Here is a 14585-nt window from a genome sequence, read left to right on the forward strand (position 1 = left end):
GTTTGTCGCATTTTCATGGTGCGTTCAGCAAGGGTGGCTCTTGGCAAAACCGTTCCGATAGGGCTCATGGGCGCATCAGAAGGAGAAAGCATGAGCGGCAAGGGACGTCTGGTACTGTATGTGGGGCCAATGTTTGCAGGAAAATCTTCGCATCTGATCAAGGCTGCGTCTGCGCATGAACGCGTTCTGGCACTGAAGCCGGGATTCGATACGCGTGACGGTGCAGAACTGGTCAGTCGGGATGGCTCACATTTCGCAGCGCGTTCCGTGCGGCGCTGGCCGTCTCATTCCGAGGACTATTCACACATTGTTCTGGATGAAGTGCAGTTCATGGTCTCACCTCATTACGAGGGAGATATCGTTGCAGAGTTACAGTCGGCCCGATTGCGCGGAGCAACTGTCACTGTCGGCGGTCTGGATAGTGATTATCGTCAGGAGCCGTTTGAAATTGTATCGAGGCTCATGCAGTTCGCCGATGAAATTATTCATCTGGAAGCTCGGTGCCATGTCTGCAATCAGCCAGCTCAGTGGACTGCCAAGACACATGAGACTGGGCATCTTCTCGAAACGGGAGATCAGGAGCTTTATGAGGCGCGGTGCGATGAGCACTGGTGCCTGCCAGAGGTGCCTTGAGGCCTCTCTGGCAGAGCTGAAGTGAAGCAGCAGGACTTACTGCTGTCCGTTATTGACGCCCAGAAGCTGGAGCTTGAAGATGAGTGGGCTGTTGGGCGGAATGATGCCCATGGAGCGCTTCCCGTAGCCTAGCTTGGCTGGAAGATAGAGCATCCATTCATCGCCAACGTGCATCATCGGCAGAGCTTCGAGCCAGCCATCAACCAAGCCATCCAGCGGCATTTCCATGTAGGCACCGCTGCCATGCTGGTCAGAGCTGTCAAAAATTCCGCCGTCTGGCAGGCGTCCTTCATAGATCACCATGATGGTGGAGCCACGATGCGGACTTTCACCATCTTTGGGGCCGGACTTCAGAACTTTATAGCTCAGGCCATCTGGGAGGGTTTTGACACCCGGTTCCGCCTGGACCTTCGCCATGAACTGTTCGGGCGTCAGTTCTGGCGCGTCTTCCTTGTGTCCGGCGCATCCTGCAAGGAGTGCGCCGCAAAGGGTCAAGGCTGATGTAAGGCGAAACAGGCTGGTCATGGTCCCCCGCTACTGGTTTGTACTTAGAGTGCGCCGCCGCGGCGGCCAATCTGACCACCCAGACGCAGGCGCAGGGCATTGAGCTTGATAAAGCCCTGTGCGTCCTGCTGGTTATACGCGCCCTCGTCATCTTCAAATGTCACGACGCGGGTATCATACAGGCTGTTCGGGCTTTCGCGTCCGACGCAAACGACATTGCCCTTATAGAGTTTCATGCGGACACGGCCGTTGACGGAATGCTGGCTGGCATCAATCAGAGCCTGAAGCATCCGGCGCTCTGGGGAAAACCAGAAACCGTTATAGATCAGCTCCGCATAGCGCGGCATGATGCTGTCCTTGAGATGGGCAGCTTCGCGGTCCAGCGTGATGCTCTCGATGGAACGATGAGCGGCCAGCAGGATCGTGCCACCTGGCGTTTCGTAGATGCCGCGGGACTTCATGCCCACAAAGCGGTTTTCCACGATGTCCAGACGGCCGATGCCGTTGTCGCGGCCCAGCTCGTTCAGGCGTGTCAGCAGTGTTGCCGGGGTCATCGCAACGCCGTTGATGGCAACCGGGTCACCATTCACGAAGTCGATGCTGATTTCCGTAGCCTTGTCTGGCGCGGCTTCCGGGGAGATGGTGCGCTGGAAAACGATTTCGTCAGGTGCCACAGCCGGATCTTCGAGCAGCTTGCCTTCGGACGAGGAGTGCAGAAGGTTGGCGTCAACGGAGAACGGGGCTTCGCCGCGCTTGTCCTTCGTGACAGGGATCTGGTTTTCTTCTGCAAACTCAAGCAGCTTCGTCCGGGATGTCAGTTCCCATTCGCGCCATGGGGAAATGACTTTCACGTCCGGCTTCAGGGCATAGTAGCCAAGTTCGAAACGGACCTGATCGTTGCCCTTGCCGGTTGCGCCATGAGCCACGGCATCAGCGCCAACAGCTTCGGCGATCTCGATCTGACGCTTGGCGATCAGCGGGCGAGCGATGGACGTACCGAGCAGGTACTGGCCTTCATAAACCGTGTTCGCACGGAACATCGGGAAGACGTAATCCTTCACGAAGGTCTCGCGCAGATCCTCGACGAAGATTTCCTTCACGCCGAACATCTCGGCCTTCTTGCGGGCCGGCTCCAGCTCTTCGCCCTGACCAAGGTCAGCCGTAAAGGTCACGACCTCGCAGTTATAGGTCTTCTGGAGCCATCGAAGGATGACCGAAGTGTCCAGCCCGCCGGAATAGGCGAGAACGACTTTCTTGACGTCCTGATGGGCGCTCATAACTGCGTGGTCCTTAATGGTGTTCGTTCGGAAGGCGTTTCTAGCATCCCGCGTCCGTGAGGGAAACCGGGCGTCAGACGCTTTTGCGCTGACGCTCGCTTTCGGTTTTGAGCTGTCCGCAAGCTGCAAGAATGTCCTGGCCACGCGGTGTACGGATCGGGGCTGCAAATCCTGCATCCATCACGATCTTTGCAAACTTTGCGAGCTGCTCTTTTGTGGAGGGACGGAACTCTGATCCCGGCCACGGATTGAAAGGAATAAGGTTCACTTTCGCCGGCAGGTCCTTGATCAGGCGGACCAACTCCCTTGCATCGGCTTCGCTATCATTCACGCCGCGCAGCATGATGTATTCGAAGGTGATCCGACGGGAGTTGGATGCTGCAGGATAACGCTTGCAGGCTGCCATCAGTTCCTCGATCGGGTACTTGCGGTTCAGAGGGACAATCTGATCGCGCAGTTCGTTCGTTACCGCATGCAGGGAAATGGCGAGGCCTACGCCCAGTTCTTCACCACAGCGATCCATCATCGGCACAACGCCTGACGTAGACAGCGTGATGCGGCGCCGGGAGAGAGCAATGCCTTCTCCATCCATGACGATGCGCATGGCTTTGGCGACGTTATCGTAGTTGTAGAGTGGTTCGCCCATTCCCATCAGAACGATGGTGGAGAGAAAGCGTGGCATGTCCGCGCTTGGGCTTGGCCACTCCTTGTAGCTGTCTCGTGCAGCCATGAACTGGCCGACAATTTCTGCTGGGCCGAGGTTGCGAACGAGCTTCTGCGTCCCTGTGTGGCAGAACGTGCAGGAGAGCGTACATCCGACCTGCGACGAAATGCAGACAGCGCCACGGTCTTCCTTACGATCAGGAATATAAACTGTTTCAGCTTCCTGACCGTCGCGAAAGCGGAAAAGAAATTTCCGCGTTGCATCCACCGACGTCTGTTCCGTCGTTGTCGTCGGGCGGCCGACGATGAAGTGGTCTGCAAGTTTCGCCTGAAGGGGTTTGGCGATTGTGCTCATCTTCGAGAAGTCGGTGGCACCCTGATGGTAGATCCAGTGCCAGATCTGTTTTGCGCGGAAAGGCTTTTCGCCAATTTCCGTCATCAGGGTTGCCAGCTCTTCGCGCGACATTCCAACCAGATCACGCCGTCCGTCTTCCAATCGTGCCTCAGGTGGGGCGAACAGGGCGGACTTTGCGCGAATGCGTTCGCGCTCCGCCTCATTCAGATCATCTGAAGCGATGGAATTGATACGGGGGAGGGTGTCGGGATGTTTCAAAGCGGTCATGGCGGCGGAGCCATAGCACGGGGAGGGCGCAGATTTCCAAGGGAAAGTGAGGTGGTGCAAGAAAGATTAGACTCTTTGTACCGATCGGTACAAAATATGGTTTCTTCTTTGGTTCTGAAAGGTACGACATGCAGACGCGTCCACCTGCGCCCCCATTCACGCGGGACACCGCTATTCAGAAAGTTCGAGCGGCTGAAGATGCCTGGAACCGTCAAGATCCGGAGACAGTTGCGCTGGCCTATACGGCCGACAGTCGTTGGCGAAACCGGGATCAGTTTGTTCACGGGCGGTCTGAAATTAAGGAATTCCTTGCGAGAAAATGGGAGAAGGAGCGTGAGTATCGGCTGATTAAGGAGCTTTGGGCATTTCACGAGAACCGGATCGCCGTCCGCTTTGTTTATGAGTGGCGAGATGGGCAGGGCCAGTGGTGGCGATCGCACGGGAATGAAAACTGGGGTTTTGACGAGGCAGGCCTCATGGCAGAGCGGCATGCCAGCATCAATGATATGCCAATCAAAGACGCTCAACGCCTGTTCCACTGGGAAGGTAAGGTTCGACCTGAGGAGCATCCTGGATTGAGTGATTTAGGGCTATGACGGGATCAGGCGGCCGTAGCCGTACTGCCATCTTACAAAATATCGCTGAGGTATTTCGTCAGTATGGGTACGAAGGGGCGTCTCTCAGTCGCTTCACAGCTGCGACGGGGCTGGGAAAAGGCAGCCTCTATAATTTCTTTCCGGAAGGGAAGAAGCAGATGGCTGATGAAGTCCTGGAGCATATCCAGCGGTGGTTCGATGCTGAAATTTTTAGCCCTCTGGAAACGGAAGAAGACCCCAAAGTCGGCCTGACAGCAATGTTCGAAGGTACCAAGGAGTACTTTAGGTCAGGCCAAAGAATTTGTCTGATGGGGTTGCTGGCCCTGAGCGTAGACACATCGTTTGCTATGCAGATTAGAAACTATTTTCTGCGATGGCAGGAAAGTCTGTCTCAGGCGCTCCAGAGGCAGGGGCGCTCGAAAAGCGACGCTGTTGATCTGTCTGAGGAAATTGTTAGTGGCATTCAGGGGGCATTGGTTTTGGCCCATGCTCGAGGCGAGGCGGATGTTTTCAAACGTCGTCTTGAGGCGTTCAAGCTGCGTCTGGATCTTCCAGCGGACCATTACGACGAGCGGCAATGAGAAACTCCCGATTGCCTTCGGGGCCAGTAATGGGGCTGGCTTCAACGCCCATCACTTCCCATCCTGGAATGGCCGAAAGCCACTCGTGGATTTCGGCACAGACGCGCTCATGAACGGCCGGATCGCGTATTACGCCCTTTGCGCCGACTTCGTTTCGCCCGGCTTCAAATTGCGGTTTGATCAGAGCGATAGCCCAGGCATCCGGGGTTGTTAGCTTAAGCGCGGCGGCCAGTACGGTCTTAAGGCTGATAAAGCTGGCGTCGCAAACGACGATGCCTGCGCGTTCAGGAATCTGTTCCGCTGTGAGCGCGCGCGCGTTCGTCTTTTCCATGACGACGACGCGTTCATCAGAGCGGATTTTCCAAGCAAGCTGACCATGCCCGACATCAACGGCATAAACTTTCGTCGCGCCGTGCGTGAGAAGGACATCCGTAAATCCGCCCGTTGAGGCACCGACATCAATGGCAATACGGCCTTTGGGGTCCAGCCCGAAATGCTCGATGCCGTGAATGAGTTTTAGGCCGCCGCGAGACACCCAGGGATGATCCTGCCCTTTGAGGGACAGGGGGGCATCCTCTGGAAGCTGGTCTCCAGCCTTGGCGATGCGCCGATCCCCCGTATAGGCAAGACCTGCCATAATGAGGGACTGGGCACGGGTTCGGCTGTCAACCAGTCCCCGATCAACGAGGAGCTGGTCTGCGCGGCGTTTGGCCATGACTCAGGCAGACTGCTGGACGACTTCGACGCCCAGTGCAGATGCTGCCGTGCGAACGATATGCGGAGCTGTCAGGCCAGCTTCGTCATACTGAACGTCAGGGGCATTATGATCGATGTACCTGTCCGGGAGAGCTAGTGGACGGAATTTCACCGTATCCAGCAGGCCGGTTTCTGCGAGGTGCTGCACAACCAAGCTGCTGAAGCCGCCAATCGCACCTTCTTCAAGGGTGATGAGCACTTCATGCTGGCTGACCAGATCATCAACGAGCTTCGTGTCGATCGGCTTGGCGAAGCGGGCGTCTGCTACCGTGACCGGTACGCCCTGAGCGGCCAGCTGGTCCGCTGCGCGCAAAGATTCGTGCAGACGTGTACCTAGCGACAGGATGGCGACACCTGCGCGGGCGCCAGGTGCCTGACGTGCTTCGCGAACGATGCGGCCCTTGCCGATTTCCTGCACTTCGCCCTTTTCCGGAAGGTCGAGGCCGATACCGCTGCCACGGGGGTAACGGAAAGCAATCGGGCCAGCGTCGTATTCGCAAGCCGTTGCCGTAGCATGCAGCAGCTCGATTTCGTCCGACGGAGCCATCACGACCATGTTTGGCAGACAGCACAGGTAGTTCAGGTCGAAAGACCCGGCATGCGTCGCGCCATCAGCACCGACCAGACCAGCGCGGTCGATAGCGAAGCGGACAGGAAGGTTCTGAAGCGCCACGTCGTGCACGACCTGATCATAGGCGCGCTGAAGGAACGTGGAGTAAATGGCGCAGAATGGACGCAGACCTTCGGACGCAATACCTGCAGCAAAAGTGACGGCGTGCTGTTCGGCAATGCCGACGTCAAAGAAGCGGTCCGGATAGGCTTTGGCGAAAGCTGTAAGACCTGTGCCGGAAGGCATCGCTGCCGTGATGGTAACGAGCTTGTCGTCTGCTTCCGCGCGACGCAGGAGTTCGCGGCTGAAAATCGACGTGTAGCTCGGCGGTCCAGCCGGAGCCTTCTTCTGCTCGCCTGTCACGACATTGAATTTGCTGACAGCGTGATATTTGTCGCCAGCAGCCTCGGCAGGCTTATAGCCGCGGCCTTTTTCCGTGATGATGTGGAGCAGGATCGGGCCTTGATCGTCCGCATCGCGCAGGTTGCGCAGGATGGGGACGAGCTGGTTCATGTCATGGCCGTCAACCGGGCCGACATAGTAGAAACCGAGCTCTTCAAACAGCGTGCCGCCTGTGATCATGCCACGGGCATATTCTTCAGCGCGCTTGGCCGTCCGCTCGATCTTGCCGGGCAGGCGCTTGGCAACCTTGCCAGCCAAGTCACGCAGACCGAAGAACTGGCGAGAGGACATCAGGCGGGACAGGTAGTTCGACATTGAACCGACAGGCGGTGCGATCGACATTTCATTGTCGTTCAGCACCACGATCAGGCGGTTCGCGCCCGGACCTGCAACAGCGGCGTTGTTCATGGCTTCGTAGGCCATGCCAGCGGAGATGGAGCCGTCACCAATGACCGCAATCACGTTGCGCTCATGGTAGCTCGGATCTTCTTCCGCGCGTAGATGATGGGCCACAGCCATGCCAAGACCGGCAGAAATGGACGTGGACGAATGAGCGGCACCGAACGGGTCGTATTCGCTTTCTGCGCGGCGGGTAAAGCCGGACAGACCTTCCGGCTGACGCAGGGTGCGGATCCGATCACGACGGCCTGTCAGGATCTTGTGCGGGTAAGCCTGATGGCCAACATCCCAGATGATACGGTCATCCGGCGTGTTGAATACGGCGTGTAGCGCAACGGTCAGTTCGACGACGCCAAGAGAGGCGCCAAGGTGACCGCCGGTTGTGGAAACGGCGTCAACCGTTTCGGAGCGCAGTTCGTCGGCAAGCTGCTTGAGCTGATCGACGGAAAGATTCCGCATATCTGACGGCAGGGTCACGCGGTCCAGAACTGGATAGCGGCCGTATGTAGGAATCGTGGAAGACGGGTTGCTCATGAAATCAGTTCCTGCGCTCGACGACGTAGTCTGCAAGAGCCCTGAGGGCCGCGGCCTGTGCGCCGAAAGATGAAAGGGCCTCCCGGGCCTGATCGCTCAGGCGGCGGGCCTCGGCGCGGGCTCCGTCAATGCCAAGCAGGGAGACATAAGTGGATTTGCCGCTGGCTTCGTCCTTGCCAGCGGTTTTGCCGAGTTCCTCGGCGCTTGCGGTCGTGTCCAGAACATCGTCTGCAACCTGAAAGGCTGTTCCAAGATTCTGGCCGTAGGCGACGATGGCGTCCCGGCGATCATCCGTCACACCAGCCAGAATCGCTCCTGATTCGGCGGCATAGCGGATCAGGGCACCCGTTTTCAGGGCATGCAGGCGACGGACTTCATCCAGAGGGAGGGCACGGCCTTCACCCCGGATATCGATGACCTGGCCACCAACCATTCCCGCTGCGCCTGAGGCACGAGCCAGGGCCAGTGCGAGGTTGGAGCGGATGGTGGCGTCGGAAGACGTTTCATCCTCAAGAAGGATCTCGAAAGCCCGCGTCTGAAGAGCGTCGCCGGCAAGAATGGCAATGGCTTCGTCAAACTGACGGTGCGTGGAGGGACGCCCACGACGGAGATCATCGTCATCCATGGACGGGAGATCATCATGCACAAGAGAATATGCGTGCAGCAGTTCGACTGACGCCGCAACGCGCAGCGCAGCCTTGCGGTCTGCACCAAATAGAGACGCAACTTCTACGGCCAGAAAGCCACGAAGACGCTTTCCGCCACCAAGGGCAGCGTAGCGCATGGCTTCAAGAAGAATGGATTCGTCACCCGGCACCATCGGGAGCAGGGCGTCGATTGTTGCTTCGATGTCCGTGCAGGCGTGGGCGAGAGCCTCCTTGAGGGAGGTGGACGTGGTGGCACTCATCGGCCGGTCTCTCCGGTATCGGCAAGAGGCTCCGTGCCTGTGCTGCCGTCATCGTTCTGGACAATGGCGCGCACACGCATCTCGGCCTCTCCCAGCTTTGCATCGCAGTGCTTACGTAGGGCTGCACCGCGTTCATAGGCAGAAATGGCGTCTTCAAGCTTCATCTGTCCGCCTTCAAGGCCACGGACGATCCGCTCCAGCTCGGAGAGGGCATCTTCGAAAGACATGGCATCAATGGGTTCGGGCATGGAAAGCCTCAAGACACGCTTTGGGAAACAAGGTAGCGAGGGATTACAGCCAGATGACAGGTTTTGCCAGCCCTGTGCTTGGGAACGGGGGAGTTTCTTCAGGAGGGTTGCGTTTCTGCACGTCTGCGGATGACAAATGAAAGAACGCCAGCGCTCTCTGTGAAGGCCACCATCGCATGGCCTGTTTCGCGGCAATAAGACTGGAAATCCGCCACTGAAGCGCGATCCGTTGCCAGAATACGGAGGCGTGTTCCGGGCGCCATGTCACGCAGGGCGCGGTTCGCCTTGAGAACGGGCATGGGGCAGGCAAGACCGCGCAGGTCCAGCAGGGTCTCCGTCGGAGGTATCGTCATGACGCCTGTTATGCCCTGCGCCGTGCCGTGGGCCAAGTAACGGATTTCCCATTGCCGGAATAGCACGGTTTTTCTATAACTATGGCTCAATGCCACAAAGCGTCCTTCGGGGCGCTTTTTTTGTTTTTGAGGAACACATGGACAAACAGATCTCCGAAAGGGCGCCGTCTTCCGAGGGAAATGAGCATCGGGCTTACACGATCCGTATTTTGGAAGACCGTGTTCTTCGACTGGAAACAGTCGCTGGGGGGTTGTCAGATCGGTACGAACAACTGCGTACGGAGATGAGACAGGAAATCAGTTCTCTGCGGGATCAGATGAAATCCCTGGAGACCAAAGTCGATAATGGTAACAGGATTGTGAATGGAAAGCTGGACCGTCTGATCGGTGGCCGGGCTGTTCTGACGGCGATAGTGACGCTGGCAACATCCATCCTCGGAACTGGGATGGTGCATTTCGCTCTGTCTCTCAGCACGCATTGAGGGGACGAGTCATGGAAGGTCTTGATGTCGGACAACTCAAGCATCTGGTGGTGCAGCCAGCCCTTGCGGCGCTCGGACTAGGCGGGACAGCAGCCGTTAATCTTCTAACGGGTACGGCGCTGGCTGAGAGTAGAGGAGCCTACGTAAAGCAGATTGGGGGAGGGCCAGCGCTGGGGCTATGGCAAATGGAACCTGCAACCCACGACGATTGCTGGGCTAACTTTCTGCGTTTCCCGGTTGGGCAGCCATATGCTGGCATTCTGGAAAACATGCTGGCTCATGATCTGCCACGCAGTGCGCAGATGGTCAGTAATTTACGATATGCCTGTGCGATGGCGCGAATCCGGTTTTACCGTGTTCGGGAAGCACTGCCTTCTGCACAGGATCCGTTTGCCTTAAGCCGGTATCACAAGGTGCATTACAACACCCCGCTCGGCGCGGCAGACCCTATGGCCAATGTTGATTATTTCAGGAGAGCTGTTCAGGCTTAAAGCGAGAGCGATGCCGGGGACCTGTATGCATCACGCTCCCGACATCGCAGGTTTACCTTAAATCGGTATATTATGACCGAATAGTGGCGTAGCTGAATATGCCAATTATTTAATCTGATTTTTATGGGTATTTAACGAAGCGCGAAAAGCCTGTTTTGGGGATTGCCCTGGAACGTCGCAGGACCAGTGTGGGACAGGCGCAGTCCCCGATGAAGCCAGACGCTTCCGCCGATTTTGAGCCATCGACGACAAAACGCGAAGTCTTCGGAGAGATATGTTCTCGTCTCCGGATCAATCATGCAGTCGAACAAGGCAAAAGGATTCTGTGTGATCGGACGATCGGTGCGACGGCCACTCTGTTGAGCATCGATGCGGGCATATTCGGTCTCGGGACAGGCGCTCATCATCTGGCTGATTGTGGAGCGCGTCAGCAGCATGAAGCCAGTTCCGACGTAAGAAACGGAAGCAATTTCGGCTGGCGGAGAAGTGTCATACAGCGCAGAGCAGTCGCCAACATAGCGTAGGCTGGCGCTCTCTGGGGGTTCGCCTTTGCCCATGAACCGCTGGGTATTATGGTCCCAGTAGTGAGATTTGAGCGGGTAGGCTCCGCCAATAACCGGCTTGTCGGCGTTTAGAAGTGCTTGAATATCTGCAAACGAAAAACCAATATCACTGTCTGCAAATAGCAGGTGTGTGGCGTCTGTTTGGGTTATGAACTGGTGGAGAAGCGTATTGCGTGCCCGTGTAATCAAGGCGTCGCTTCCTAGTGTCGAGAGCGTCAGGCGAATATTGTGAGAAGGCGCTTCACTCATGCAGCTGATAATGGACTGCATGTATGCTTGGGTAACTGTTCCCCCAAAGCAGGGTGTCGCAATGAAGACGTGTGGGGCTGCTTTCATGGGGAGATAGTGTTCTATCTCCCCTTAAGAAAGGCTTAAAACTGAGCGGTCAAAGTTTGTTAGCCGCCCATGTGACTTTGCAGAACCATATAGAAAAGAAACGCAGCATCGAGGCCGAGCACAATTGGCGTAAGGCGTTTGAAGTCCCGCAATGCGAGGGCCAATCCCGTATAAAGCAGCAAGCCGCAGGACAGGCTAAGCATGAAGTTTCCGGTGATCCCGGCGATGAGCAGCATCGTGAGGGGCGGAATAGCATCGGACGGGTTGGAGGCCACGCGGTGGAGGCTGCCAAGCATATTGAGGCCGACCAGAACCAGAACGGGCGCCGTCGCGATGGCCGGGATAGCTGTAATCAGGGGCCAGAAAATGGAGGAAGCTGCAAATAGCAGGGCGACGATCAGGGCGCTCAGGCCAGTTCGGCCTCCAGCTTCGACACCTGCGAGGCTTTCGACATAGGCTGAAACCGTACACGTCCCGAGGCTGGCCCCAATGATGCTGGCTGCGCCGTCAGATGCAAAAGCACGATGATCCAGCGCCGGTTTCTCGGGCGTTCCGTCCAGACCTGCACGATGGGCAACACTCATCATCGTTGCAGTCGCATCAAAAAAGTCACTGATGAGGAAGTAGAGCGTGATGGGAACCAGAAGGCCGAGGTGGGAGAAAAAACCTGCAAAATCAAAAGGAAGAAACAGATTGGTGGGATAATGTGGCCAGTCCACCATATGCGTGGGCAGGCTCGTGATTGCGCCCTTATCGGTATGAATGAACAGGCCTGCCACGGTCAGTGTCAGAATCGCCAGAAGAAGCCCGGCGGGTACTCTCAGAACCACGAGAACGGCACAGAGAAGCACGCCAGCTAGGCTGAGAATAACGGACGGATCACTCAGAGAACCGAACGTCAGTCCCTGAGTCGTCGGGACAGCAATGCCACTGGTGGTGAGGCCGATGCGTGCGATGAAAGCACCCAGCGCGACTTGAATGCCCAAGACAATTGAGGGCGGAAACCCGCGGATAATGCGCTGGCGTATCTGACTGAGAGAAAGTGCTGTGAAGCACAGGCCGCTGAAAAGGACGACTGTAAAGGCGGTTCGTGGGCTCACATGGGCTTGCTGAACGACAACCTGCGCGAACAGAACGTTGCTACTCATGGCCGGAGCTAGAGCGATTGGCAGTCTCGCCCACAAAGCCATGAGCAGTGTACCAGCGACTGCTCCTGCAATCGTGGTCATGACCATGTCATGGCGATCCAGTCCCGCCGCCGACAGAATGGCTGGATTGACAGCGACGATATAGGCCATGGCCCCGAAAACCGTCAGGCCAGCGATGATCTCACGCGGAACGGTGGAGCCGCGGGCGGAAATATGAAACCAGCGGTCGAGTGTGGACAGCAACGATCAGGCACTCCGGCGGGAATGAAAATTTTGCTCAGCTATAGTGAAAAAAGTTCATTCCGCCATGGGGCCTTGGTGATTTTTCATTTCGGGTTCGTTTTTTGAGCCCACGCTTTTTTAACCTGAGCAGGTGTCAGGCGCTTCGCAGGCTTGCCAGAAGATGCCGCCTTTGACGGATGTGGCACACTGCTCGCTCCACCTCCTGTCGTACCGCCTGGCGCAATTCCTGCAGCCGGGTTTGTGTTGGCTTCTCGTACCGCACGTTCACAGGCTGAGCCTTCCCCAACACCCAACTGAATAGTTGGGATGAGCGCAGCAGGCGGGAAGAGAAAACCAAGGCCTACGGACGCTGCAACACGCCCTACCAGTTCTGCTCCGGGCAGAATATTGGGGCCGCTGAGGGGGCCAAAAATATGCACTGCGCCTGGAAGAGAGAGGATCTGAGGGTGAATTGAGCGGGTAGTGACAGCATAGTCGAGAGTATCGTTGTGGAAATTGACTGTTCCCGTTCCGGTCGTGCGGGTGGTTTCTGTCTGGAGCAGTAGAGACTTGGTTTTCAGAATGCCGCTATCCAGGGGCATATCAGCGACAAGACATTCAAGTCTCGATCGGTTTGGAATTCCAAGAGCGGACAAAACTGCTGATCCCAGCTTTAGCCCCAGCAGATCTGGGAGAAGAGCCGTAACATCTCCGCCCCGATCCAGCACAAGTGTGGTTCCGCCATCTCCGTTCGCGACCAGCGATGCGACAGAATTTCCTGTTGATGTCAGCGTGACATGGCCACCGATCGTTCCTTCACCTTTGAAGGTGTCTGTTGCTTTCATGATCTGAGAGAGGGGGAGGCGAGAAATATCAAGACGAAACTTGGTCCGGAACTGCTCATTCTTCGTTGGTTCCAAGGTTGCAGCGGCGCTGATTTTCCCAGAGCCCGTCGCAAAAGTCAGATGTTTCAGATCAATAGCGCCGTCTTTGACGTCGAACTCCGTATCAATGTTGTCAAGCGGCAGGTCTTTGTTGCGGATATGATCACCGTGATAGGTCACGTGTGCATTCACGGCATTCAGCTTGGGAACATTGATTTTCTGATCGGGCAGCACGCTTTTGCTTGGAGGAGCGGTTTTCTTTGCCTCGCCTGTTTTTGCTCCGATGAATCCTCCGAGATCCGCCAGGTCGACTGAGCGCGAGTGTAAGGCAGCCTCTACGAATGGTGGTTTCAGGTGGGGGTTGACGTTGATGTCTCCACCAATGTCAGACGATCCCATCCTCCCTTCGAATTTCTGGAAACGAATGGCATTTTCGGAATATCCGAGGTTACCCGTGATGCTGTAGGCCGGAGTGTGCGGCACAGGAACACCCGTCAGTCCATAAAGCAAAGACATGTCTGGGCCCGCGAAGTGAAGGGCGAGCTTTGTTCCCTTGAAGTGAAGCGGGTCGTCGACCGTTCCCTTGAGGGTTACATAGGTTGGGCCGTTAGCAATGCGCCCATCAATGGGATACGGTTCAGCAGGCTTGGTGAGCGAGAGAAGAGCCCCACCAACAATGTGGCCGTTGATTGGTGCCTGAGCGTAGCGTCCCTTGAGATCCACGACGACGTTTCCTTTTTGGTTGGCCTGAGCCGGCGTCGTGTGAACAAGCACGTGCATATCTGTTTTCAACTGAGCTAGTACCAGATGAATGTCCGCATTCTGGATGTCGATTTCACCGAGATCCGGTAGGGTTGTTGTGCTTGAGGATGAGGCCGATTGGTTATCTTTGGATGTGTCGCCGAACGTATAATTATTACGGCCGTTCATCAGGGAAATAATTTCCCCTCTCGGGGTATCCATGCGGATTACCGGGATAAAAAGGCCACGTCCGGTCAGGTAGCGCCAGACATCTACTTTCACTGTCAGGGATTTGGCAGACGCAAAGTCGGCCTTTTCTTTTTCAAAGCCTTCGGGTTGGGAAATTTTCAGATCATCGACCGTGACGCTGGTGCGCAGGCCCGGTGAAACGTGAAGATGAGCAATGCTGACCGGGCGATGCAGTGCCGCAGAGGCTTTGCGATTGATGAGGGGAACGAACCAGTCCCACTGCCAGACAAACACCAAGACGATGATGGCAATGGCGAGAGCGACCAAAAAGCTACCTGCTACTTTTAGAACAGGATGCTTGCGACGAACCTTTTGGGACGAGGCATCACTCATCATTGAAACTCCACATCACGAAAAATCTGGCCGAAGAAGAAATATGACTGC

The 14585-nt window shown here is 56.5% G+C and carries 16 protein-coding genes; 5 read left to right on the top strand and 11 right to left on the bottom strand.

The window, feature by feature from the left end; genetic code table 11:
- Positions 1–90 precede the first annotated feature (90 nt).
- Positions 91–633 carry a thymidine kinase gene (locus GCE01_RS13330; protein ID WP_046901285.1) on the top strand — a complete coding sequence of 181 codons (543 nt, stop codon included), beginning with the start codon at positions 91–93 and terminating at the stop codon, positions 631–633.
- Between the two features lie 36 nt (positions 634–669).
- On the opposite strand, the gene GCE01_RS13335 is transcribed toward GCE01_RS13330, so the two are convergent.
- The 3 genes from GCE01_RS13335 to rlmN all read right to left on the bottom strand — a co-directional run bounded on the left by GCE01_RS13335 (position 670) and on the right by rlmN (position 3699).
- Positions 670–1158: an FKBP-type peptidyl-prolyl cis-trans isomerase gene (locus GCE01_RS13335; RefSeq protein WP_086633024.1), complete on the bottom strand. Its 489-nt coding sequence runs from the start codon at positions 1156–1158 to the stop codon at positions 670–672.
- 23 nt (positions 1159–1181) lie between these two features.
- Positions 1182–2414: an argininosuccinate synthase gene (locus GCE01_RS13340; RefSeq protein ID WP_046901287.1), complete on the bottom strand. Its 1233-nt coding sequence runs from the start codon at positions 2412–2414 to the stop codon at positions 1182–1184.
- A gap of 73 nt (positions 2415–2487) precedes the next feature.
- Positions 2488–3699 (bottom strand): 23S rRNA (adenine(2503)-C(2))-methyltransferase RlmN, encoded by a 1212-nt coding sequence (gene rlmN / locus GCE01_RS13345; protein ID WP_099213245.1) that lies wholly within the window; start codon positions 3697–3699, stop codon positions 2488–2490.
- 128 nt (positions 3700–3827) lie between these two features.
- Here rlmN and GCE01_RS13350 point away from each other — a divergent pair, with 128 nt between their 5' ends.
- Together GCE01_RS13350 and GCE01_RS13355 are read left to right on the top strand one after the other, a co-directional pair.
- The gene (locus GCE01_RS13350) at positions 3828–4295 is read left to right on the top strand and encodes a nuclear transport factor 2 family protein (RefSeq protein ID WP_099213246.1); all 468 of its coding nucleotides are present in this window, start codon (positions 3828–3830) and stop codon (positions 4293–4295) included.
- Positions 4292–4876, top strand: coding sequence for a TetR/AcrR family transcriptional regulator (locus GCE01_RS13355; RefSeq protein ID WP_099213247.1), 585 nt, complete (start codon positions 4292–4294; stop codon positions 4874–4876). The genes GCE01_RS13350 and GCE01_RS13355 overlap by 4 nt, the downstream gene beginning before the upstream one ends.
- On the opposite strand, the gene GCE01_RS13360 is transcribed toward GCE01_RS13355, so the two are convergent.
- The 5 genes from GCE01_RS13360 to GCE01_RS13380 all read right to left on the bottom strand — a co-directional run bounded on the left by GCE01_RS13360 (position 4827) and on the right by GCE01_RS13380 (position 9085).
- Complete coding sequence (locus GCE01_RS13360) at positions 4827–5591, bottom strand: TlyA family RNA methyltransferase (protein ID WP_099213248.1); 765 nt, start codon at positions 5589–5591, stop codon at positions 4827–4829. The genes GCE01_RS13355 and GCE01_RS13360 overlap by 50 nt on opposite strands.
- 3 nt (positions 5592–5594) lie before the next feature.
- Positions 5595–7577 (bottom strand): 1-deoxy-D-xylulose-5-phosphate synthase, encoded by a 1983-nt coding sequence (gene dxs / locus GCE01_RS13365; RefSeq protein ID WP_099213249.1) that lies wholly within the window; start codon positions 7575–7577, stop codon positions 5595–5597.
- A 4-nt stretch (positions 7578–7581) separates the two neighbouring features.
- Positions 7582–8484, bottom strand: coding sequence for a polyprenyl synthetase family protein (locus GCE01_RS13370; RefSeq protein ID WP_086633029.1), 903 nt, complete (start codon positions 8482–8484; stop codon positions 7582–7584).
- Positions 8481–8732 (bottom strand): exodeoxyribonuclease VII small subunit, encoded by a 252-nt coding sequence (locus GCE01_RS13375; RefSeq protein WP_046901294.1) that lies wholly within the window; start codon positions 8730–8732, stop codon positions 8481–8483. The genes GCE01_RS13370 and GCE01_RS13375 overlap by 4 nt, the downstream gene beginning before the upstream one ends.
- Before the next feature lie 98 nt (positions 8733–8830).
- Positions 8831–9085, bottom strand: coding sequence for a sulfurtransferase TusA family protein (locus tag GCE01_RS13380; protein WP_046902033.1), 255 nt, complete (start codon positions 9083–9085; stop codon positions 8831–8833).
- A gap of 137 nt (positions 9086–9222) precedes the next feature.
- On the opposite strand from GCE01_RS13380, the gene GCE01_RS13385 reads away from it, so the two are divergent.
- Positions 9223–9567: a hypothetical protein gene (locus tag GCE01_RS13385; RefSeq protein WP_099213280.1), complete on the top strand. Its 345-nt coding sequence runs from the start codon at positions 9223–9225 to the stop codon at positions 9565–9567.
- Between the two features lie 11 nt (positions 9568–9578).
- Positions 9579–10058, top strand: a complete 480-nt coding sequence (locus tag GCE01_RS13390) for a hypothetical protein (protein ID WP_099213250.1) — start codon at positions 9579–9581, stop codon at positions 10056–10058.
- A 131-nt stretch (positions 10059–10189) separates the two neighbouring features.
- On the opposite strand, the gene GCE01_RS13395 is transcribed toward GCE01_RS13390, so the two are convergent.
- The 3 genes from GCE01_RS13395 to GCE01_RS13405 form a co-directional block, all read right to left on the bottom strand.
- On the bottom strand, positions 10190–10957 hold the full coding sequence (locus GCE01_RS13395) for a hypothetical protein (RefSeq protein ID WP_099213251.1): 768 nt from the start codon (positions 10955–10957) through the stop codon (positions 10190–10192).
- Positions 10958–11016: 59 nt separating this feature from the next.
- Positions 11017–12348, bottom strand: coding sequence for an NCS2 family permease (locus GCE01_RS13400; RefSeq protein ID WP_099213252.1), 1332 nt, complete (start codon positions 12346–12348; stop codon positions 11017–11019).
- 83 nt (positions 12349–12431) lie between these two features.
- A complete protein-coding gene (locus GCE01_RS13405; protein ID WP_373321831.1) occupies positions 12432–14534 on the bottom strand; it encodes an AsmA family protein in 2103 nt (700 codons plus the stop codon).
- Between the last annotated feature and the right edge of the window lie 51 nt (positions 14535–14585).

Source organism: Gluconobacter cerinus (assembly GCF_002723935.1).
Classification (GTDB): Bacteria; Pseudomonadota; Alphaproteobacteria; order Acetobacterales; family Acetobacteraceae; genus Gluconobacter; species Gluconobacter cerinus.

What these genes read in the sequence shown, in the direction of transcription:
- GCE01_RS13330 (WP_046901285.1), top strand. Translation starts at nt 91, where the DNA reads ATGAGCGGCAAGGGACGTCTGGTACTGTATGTGGGGCCAATGTTTGCA.
- GCE01_RS13335 (WP_086633024.1), bottom strand. Translation starts at nt 1,158, where the DNA reads ATGACCAGCCTGTTTCGCCTTACATCAGCCTTGACCCTTTGCGGCGCA.
- GCE01_RS13340 (WP_046901287.1), bottom strand. Translation starts at nt 2,414, where the DNA reads ATGAGCGCCCATCAGGACGTCAAGAAAGTCGTTCTCGCCTATTCCGGC.
- rlmN (WP_099213245.1), bottom strand. Translation starts at nt 3,699, where the DNA reads ATGACCGCTTTGAAACATCCCGACACCCTCCCCCGTATCAATTCCATC.
- GCE01_RS13350 (WP_099213246.1), top strand. Translation starts at nt 3,828, where the DNA reads ATGCAGACGCGTCCACCTGCGCCCCCATTCACGCGGGACACCGCTATT.
- GCE01_RS13355 (WP_099213247.1), top strand. Translation starts at nt 4,292, where the DNA reads ATGACGGGATCAGGCGGCCGTAGCCGTACTGCCATCTTACAAAATATC.
- GCE01_RS13360 (WP_099213248.1), bottom strand. Translation starts at nt 5,591, where the DNA reads ATGGCCAAACGCCGCGCAGACCAGCTCCTCGTTGATCGGGGACTGGTT.
- dxs (WP_099213249.1), bottom strand. Translation starts at nt 7,577, where the DNA reads ATGAGCAACCCGTCTTCCACGATTCCTACATACGGCCGCTATCCAGTT.
- GCE01_RS13370 (WP_086633029.1), bottom strand. Translation starts at nt 8,484, where the DNA reads ATGAGTGCCACCACGTCCACCTCCCTCAAGGAGGCTCTCGCCCACGCC.
- GCE01_RS13375 (WP_046901294.1), bottom strand. Translation starts at nt 8,732, where the DNA reads ATGCCCGAACCCATTGATGCCATGTCTTTCGAAGATGCCCTCTCCGAG.
- GCE01_RS13380 (WP_046902033.1), bottom strand. Translation starts at nt 9,085, where the DNA reads ATGACGATACCTCCGACGGAGACCCTGCTGGACCTGCGCGGTCTTGCC.
- GCE01_RS13385 (WP_099213280.1), top strand. Translation starts at nt 9,223, where the DNA reads ATGGACAAACAGATCTCCGAAAGGGCGCCGTCTTCCGAGGGAAATGAG.
- GCE01_RS13390 (WP_099213250.1), top strand. Translation starts at nt 9,579, where the DNA reads ATGGAAGGTCTTGATGTCGGACAACTCAAGCATCTGGTGGTGCAGCCA.
- GCE01_RS13395 (WP_099213251.1), bottom strand. Translation starts at nt 10,957, where the DNA reads ATGAAAGCAGCCCCACACGTCTTCATTGCGACACCCTGCTTTGGGGGA.
- GCE01_RS13405 (WP_373321831.1), bottom strand. Translation starts at nt 14,534, where the DNA reads ATGAGTGATGCCTCGTCCCAAAAGGTTCGTCGCAAGCATCCTGTTCTA.